Here is a 405-nt window from a genome sequence, read left to right on the forward strand (position 1 = left end):
TGCGGCGTTGCTGTCGCTGCTGGTGAGTCGTGAGCTGTTGGATCTGGTGACCGAGCAGGCTGATGACGAGATCGTGTTTCCGCCAGAACGCTGGGCGGCGACCTTCCGGTCGCACGCCCAGCTCATCCTCCACGAACTCGGTGAGTATCTCGGTTACTCACCACCGCCGTTGCTGGAGCGGCTGATCGAGGATGCTCAGAAGATTCACCAGCAACGTCCGGTCTTACAGGAGACGCTCGCTACCGCTACGCAACCGAGGTGTGAGTCTTAGCTAAAGACGAATGGTAGCCTCGATAAGTCGCTGCTATCACGCGGTTTCTGGCTTAGCTAAAGACGGATGCATAGCCAAGTTTGCCGTAGTCGACGATTGGGGAGTAGCCCGGATGAAACCAGCATCCTCGAGAT

1 protein-coding gene is annotated in these 405 nt (G+C 57.5%); it reads left to right on the forward strand.

The genetic code is table 11. From position 1 onward, the window contains the following. Window positions 1-271, forward strand: a 271-nt coding sequence (locus HKX41_10565) for an IS4 family transposase (GenBank protein ID NNC24573.1), incomplete at its 5' end; no start/stop codon positions are given. Window positions 272-405: the final 134 nt, after the last annotated feature.

The sequence above is a fragment of the Salifodinibacter halophilus genome, from assembly GCA_012999515.1.
Lineage (GTDB): Bacteria > Pseudomonadota > Gammaproteobacteria > Nevskiales > Salinisphaeraceae > Salifodinibacter > Salifodinibacter halophilus.